This is a genomic window from candidate division KSB1 bacterium, assembly GCA_022562085.1.
In the GTDB taxonomy this organism is placed as follows: domain Bacteria; phylum Zhuqueibacterota; class Zhuqueibacteria; order Oceanimicrobiales; family Oceanimicrobiaceae; genus Oceanimicrobium.
This window is the reverse complement of the sequence record JADFPY010000285.1, coordinates 1-6,017: the sequence shown is the minus strand read 5'-3', so window position 1 is coordinate 6,017 and position 6,017 is coordinate 1. Positions and strand designations below refer to the sequence as shown.

The window sequence follows — 6,017 nt, the reverse complement described above, 5'->3', positions numbered from 1 at the left end:
GGTACAACTCTGCGCCGCGTTTTAGCTGGGCTTCGGTGGCCTGGGGACTGGATTGGTGGTATTTTTCGCCCAACTCACCTTTCAAACGTTCGCGCAATTCTAACATCCGCTGCTGCTGAGTCGGATCGATGGGTTTGGACTCGCTCATGCATGAACTAAAAATCAATAACAACCCAAAAAGTAGAATCATTGATATATTCAAAAAACTATTGTCTTTGCGAGGCGTTCTTTGCCGAAGCAATCTCAAGCCTACTTAATCAGGAGATTGCGGTCGCTAAGAAGCGCTCGCAAAGACAGTAATATACTTATAGATTACCAGTAAGTAAAAATAAATTTGTAATTATACAATTAATTTCTTTAATTTCTCAGGTTAAAATCACAAGCCAAAGTATGCCATGAATTGCTGTCAGTGTCAGGGAATGGAGGAGCAGTTTAATCAAAAACTGGCTGAGCGTGAACTCCAAAAGTATCGGAAGAAAGGCCCAGGTAAACCTACTCGGATCTTACTCGAAGCGATTCAAACATCCGGGGTAGAGGGGTTAACCTTGCTCGATATTGGCGGTGGAGTCGGCGCTATTCAGAGTGAACTATTCAAATCCGGTCTAAGTCAAGCCACCGAGGTCGAAGGCTCGTCAGCTTATTTGGAAGCGGCAAAGAAGGAGGCGGAGCGACAAGGTTATTTGGATGAGGTCAATTTCATTCAGGGCGATTTTGTCGAGATGGTTAAGGAGATTCCTTCAGCAGATATCGTAACCCTGGATAAAGTCATTTGCTGCTACCCTGATCTACAAACACTTGTGGGTCTTTCTTCACAAAAGGCGGGAAAAATCTACGGTGTGATTTATCCCGTTGATACCTGGTGGATGAAGTTTGGTGTGCGAATCCCAAATTTCTTTTTCAAAATAAAGCACAATCCTTTTCGACTCTACATACATCCCACTCAGGCAATTGAGGCGCTCATTCGCAAAAGCGGTTTTAAACGGAAGTTTTATTGCAAACTTTTTATGTGGCATGTGGCGGTTTACCAACGCTAAAGCTGCCAAAGGGTTAGATTAGATTCGTCCTTAATAAGAATGTTCATGTCCTTTCAAGTTCCGGCAAAAGGTTCAATTTTACCTCTTCAAAATCGACTTACCCGGGTAGACAGCCACATCCCCCAGCATTTCCTCAATTCGCAAAAGCTGATTGTACTTGGCGATTCTGTCTGAGCGCGAAAGGGAGCCTGTCTTAATCTGTCCGGCATTGGTTGCCACTGCAATATCGGCAATCGTTGCATCTTCGGTCTCGCCGGAACGGTGTGAAATCACTGAAGTGTAGCCGGCACATTTTGCCATTTCAATGGCGTCCAAAGTTTCGGTCAGCGTGCCGATTTGGTTGACTTTAATCAGAATTGAATTGGCGATGTTGCCGTCGATAGCGCGTTTGAGCTTTTCAGTGTTGGTTACTAAGAGGTCGTCGCCGACAAGTTGTATTTTCCCACCCAACTCGGAGGTTAGAAATTTCCAGCCTTCCCAGTCGTTTTCATCGAGGCCGTCTTCGATTGAAACGATGGGGTAGCGTTTACACAGGTCTGCGTAGTAAGCAACCATTTCTTCTGAGGAGAGTTCTTTATTTTCGGACTTGAGGACATATTTCTTCTTTGCCGTGTCATAGAATTCACTGGAGGCCGGATCCAGGCAGATGAAGCAATCGTCGCCCGCTTTGTAGTTGGCTTTTTCAATCGCCTCCATGATGACTTGCAGCGCTTCTTCATTTGATTTTAAATCGGGCGCAAATCCGCCTTCATCCCCAACTGCCGTGTTGTAATTTTTACCTTTCAACACGGATTTCAGGGAATGGAAAACTTCCGTGCCCATTCTCAGGGCTTCGGAAAATGTAGGAGCGCCTGCTGGCATGATCATGAATTCCTGCAAATCGACATTGTTGTCGGCATGGGCGCCGCCATTGATAATGTTCATCATCGGCACCGGCAGGGTTTTGGCGTTCACGCCTCCTAAGTATTGATAAAGCGGCAAATCCATTGCGTTCGCCGCTGCTTTTGCAGTTGCGAGTGAAACACCAAGAATTGCGTTCGCTCCTAAGTTGGCTTTATTCTTTGTGCCATCTAATTCAACAAGCAGGTTGTCGATATAAGTTTGCTCGGTTGCATCTTCGCCAATCAATTCTTCGGCAATGGTTTCATTGACATTATTGACCGCATTTAGCACGCCCTTGCCGCCGTACCGTTTGTCATCTTTATCCCGCAGCTCAATCGCTTCATGTTCCCCGGTCGAAGCCCCGGAAGGCACTGCTGCACGCCCCCAGACGCCGCTCTCTAAAAAGACCTCCACCTCGACAGTCGGATTGCCGCGAGAATCCAAAATCTCTCTGGCAAAAACTTCAACAATGGTTGTCATTCAAGACTCCTTTCTTTTTAAAAAGTGTTTCAGTGTTAGAGTATTTGCGTGTTAAAGTGTTCGAGGTGTACCGAAGATTTATCAAAGTTCTGAACTTTAACACTCTAACACTTGAATACCCAAAAACATTAATACCCAAACACTTATTTCAAGACCTCTGCCCTAATTAAATTCGTCGTTCCGGATATGCCGATTGGCACGCCTGCTGTAATGACGACCACGTCATCAAAATTTACTAAACCTGAAGATAATGCTTTGTCTTTTGCCTGCTCGATCATTTCTTCCGCGGTTAAATAACCTTCCGCAAGAAACGGATAAACTCCCCAAATCAAATTGAGCCGCCGCACCACCGCTTCGTCCGGGCATAGTGCAATAATCACCTGGTCGGGGCGATAGGAGCTTACCATCCGAGCAGTGCTGCCGGACTGCGTAGGGGTCAAAATTGCTCCTGCTTTCAAATCTTTTGCCATTTCATAAGCGGCATGACTCACGGCATGTGAGATTGAAGTCGCCTCGGTATAGTCATGCCTAAAGCGCTGATGTTCTACCAATTCACTGGATTCGGTTACTTCTATAATCCTTACCATGGTCTGCACCGCTTCAACCGGGAAGTTGCCAATCGTGGTTTCTTCAGACAGCATGACGGCGTCGGTACCGTCGATCACGGCGTTGGCGACGTCGTTGGCTTCGGCGCGAGTCGGGCGCGGATTATCGACCATGGATTTGAGCATTTGTGTTGCCGTGATGACCGGTTTACTGGCTTGATTGCATTTTCGAATCAGCATCTTTTGCGCCAAAGGCACACTTTCCAAAGGGGTTTCCACCGCTAAATCTCCGCGCGCCACCATAATTCCGTCAACCACTTTGAGGATGTCATCGATGTTTTCTAGGGCTTCGTGTTTCTCGATTTTAGCGATGATAGGAACTGGCTTTTTGTTTCCCTTCATTATCTTGGTGATTTGCTGAATATCTTCCTGCCGCCGCACGAAAGACATAGCGACGTAATCGACATTATGCTCTAAACCAAATTTCAAGTCCTCACGATCTTTTGCAGTGAGCGCTTCTACAGACAGGGAGCTGCCGGGTAAGTTGATGCCTTTTTTGGAAGACAATTCTCCCCCAACCACAACCTCACAGACAACGCTCCTCGAATCGGTTTTCTTAACTTGCAGTTGAATTGAACCGTCCGCCAGCAGAATCACATCGTCTGCCTTTACTTCATGCGGGAGTTTAGAATAGGTGACTGACACCCGCAATTTATCCCCGGCAATATCCTCCGTGGTCAAAGTAAATGTTTCACCTGGCGTAAGGTTAATGAAACCATCTTTAAAATCTCTAATTCGGATTTTTGGACCAGCAAGGTCCTGAAGGATTGCAATAGGTTTGTCTTTCTCAGCAGCAACTTTGCGAATCCGCTCAATGACGGTTTGATGCTGCTCATGCGTACCATGAGAGAAGTTCAGCCGCGCCACATTCATGCCGGCATCCATGAGTTTCCCCAGTACTTCTTCGGAATCACTGACGGGGCCGATTGTGCAAACGATCTTGGTTCGGCGCATCTACACGTCTCCTGCTAAAATAATCCGCAAATCCATGACGTTGGTTTTCGTGGGGCCTGTCATTAACAAATCATTGAGAGGTTTAAAAAATGAGTAAGAATCATTTTTAGAAAGATATCCCATCGCGTTCATGCCCTTCTTTTTGGCTTTGCTTATTGTTTGCCCGTCGCAGATTGCCCCGGCTGCGTCGGTCGGGCCGTCGGTGCCGTCGGTGCCGCCGCTTAAAATGACCACGGGTTCCAACCCGGAAATATCGATGGCTGCGGCAAGAACAAATTCCTGATTGCGGCCGCCTTTTCCGTCTCCGCGCAAGGTCACGGTGGTCTCGCCACCTGAAATCAGACAGGCCGGCGGTTTAACCGGATTACCCGTCTTTAGAATTTCTTTTGCAATCGCCGCATGAACGCCCGCAACTTCTTTAGTTTCACCTTCCATCAAACTGGAAAGCATCAAAGTGTTGTACCCGAGGTTTTGAGCTTCATTTTTTGCAGCCAAAACCGCTTGAGTATTGCTGCCGATGATAATATTTTGAGTTTTCGAAAAGATCTCAGCCCCGGACTTTGGCGTTTCAGGGATTTCTCCGTTTATTCCTTTTTGAATATGCGACTGAATAGGGTTCGGTATGTCATGCCAAATTCCGTAGCGAGAAAGAATATCCTTTACATCCTGAAAAGTCGAGGTATCCGGCACTGCAGGTCCTGAGGCGATGGCATCCAGAGGGTCGCCAACGACGTCTGAGAGAATAAGGGTAATGAGAGTTGCCGGGAAAGCAATTCGCGCAAGCTGCCCTCCTTTAATTTTCGAAATATGTTTCCGAATGGTGTTAATTTCATTAATGGTTGCTCCGCAAGCTAGCAATTTCTCGGTCAGTTCTTGTTTTTCCGCGAGAGAAATGCCGTCCACCGGCAAAGGCAAAAGCGCCGAACCGCCGCCTGAAATCAAACAAATAACGAGATCATTTTTTCCTGCGTCCTCAAGAAGCCCGACGATTTCGAGGGTGCCCCACAATCCCGCTTGATCGGGAACCGGGTGACCCGCCTCGTTAATTTTTATTTTATTTAAAGGCTCCGTGTGGCCATATTTAACGTTGATAACGCCAGCAGAAAGTTTATCACCTAAGGCTTCTTCAACAGCCGCCGCCATGGGTGCGCCGGCTTTTCCGGCACCGACCACAAAGATATTATTAAAATCGGAGAGCTGATAAGTTTGCTCTCCGACTCGTAAACGCTCAGATTCTTGTTTTAGATATTTGTGGACCGCCACTTTAGGGTCGACCGCCTGCAAACCGGCGTCGAATATTTTTCGTGCGTCCTGGCGGAGTTTTGAAATGTTCAATTTTCGTTTCCGTTAAAACCATAACCCTGACAGGGTTCTGAAGCCTGTCAGGGTCTTCAATCTTTTTGTACAACCTTGATTCTAACTCATTCTGATGACGCGGCAGCGGTGCCATAAATTAAGGCGATCACAATTCCGACCACGCCTTGCTCAACAATATGCCAGGCCGAATCCACGATCACCGCGACCAGAGGATAATTCCAAACGCCACTAAAAATGAGCGACACCGGCAGAACCCAGATCAGGCCGACAAGGGCGCCAAATCGAAAGCCTTCCTTAACAGCCGATCCACCTTTGTAACCAATTGGGTAGGTATAGGCCATCAAAACAGCGATGACCAGGCTGCCAAGCGCCACCATCATCATATTTGGCTCAGGCCGGGCTAAAGCCGCCGAATGCGTCTCGTAGAAATCTGCCAAAATAATCGCATGCCAGAGACCCCCTAACAGAAATGTAACCACACCGCCTGCCAACGACGCCAGAATTAATTTTTTAATGTTCATTTCTCCCTCCTTAAATTAAATGAAAAATGATACAGCAGTGAATTAGGTTGAATTCAGTTTTCGACACTGCCCTTTGTATAAAACCCGAATGTGCTGAAATGCCTTTTCATACAAGTTGGTTTTAAAATCCGGGAAAGCAAACGGGTACGGTTCAAATTTACCTTTTTCATACCAGAGAGTCGGGTCGGCGTAGATTCCGTGGTCGAGGTAGATTTTTTGGGCGT

The 6,017-nt window shown here is 46.9% G+C and carries 7 protein-coding genes; 1 reads left to right on the top strand and 6 read right to left on the bottom strand.

Going from position 1 to position 6,017, the window contains the following annotated elements; translation table 11 throughout:
• A partial coding sequence (locus IH879_18130) for a hypothetical protein (protein MCH7676842.1) occupies window positions 1–148 on the bottom strand: 148 nt, incomplete at its 3' end.
• A 271-nt stretch (window positions 149–419) separates the two neighbouring features.
• Between IH879_18130 and IH879_18125 the strand changes: the two genes are divergently transcribed.
• Window positions 420–1,034, top strand: coding sequence for a methyltransferase domain-containing protein (locus IH879_18125; protein MCH7676841.1), 615 nt, complete (start codon window positions 420–422; stop codon window positions 1,032–1,034).
• Between the two features lie 78 nt (window positions 1,035–1,112).
• Here IH879_18125 and eno read toward each other — a convergent pair whose 3' ends face one another.
• The 5 genes from eno to IH879_18100 all read right to left on the bottom strand — a co-directional run.
• Window positions 1,113–2,396 carry a phosphopyruvate hydratase gene (gene eno / locus IH879_18120; GenBank protein ID MCH7676840.1) on the bottom strand — a complete coding sequence of 428 codons (1,284 nt, stop codon included), beginning with the start codon at window positions 2,394–2,396 and terminating at the stop codon, window positions 1,113–1,115.
• A gap of 143 nt (window positions 2,397–2,539) precedes the next feature.
• Window positions 2,540–3,955, bottom strand: a complete 1,416-nt coding sequence (gene pyk, locus IH879_18115) for a pyruvate kinase (protein MCH7676839.1) — start codon at window positions 3,953–3,955, stop codon at window positions 2,540–2,542.
• Window positions 3,956–5,290 carry a glycerate kinase gene (locus IH879_18110; protein MCH7676838.1) on the bottom strand — a complete coding sequence of 445 codons (1,335 nt, stop codon included), beginning with the start codon at window positions 5,288–5,290 and terminating at the stop codon, window positions 3,956–3,958.
• Between the two features lie 86 nt (window positions 5,291–5,376).
• Entirely contained in the window at window positions 5,377–5,793 is a 417-nt protein-coding gene (locus tag IH879_18105) for a DUF1761 domain-containing protein (protein ID MCH7676837.1), read from the bottom strand.
• A gap of 42 nt (window positions 5,794–5,835) precedes the next feature.
• On the bottom strand, window positions 5,836–6,017 hold a 182-nt coding region (locus IH879_18100; protein ID MCH7676836.1), incomplete at its 5' end, for a DUF4416 family protein.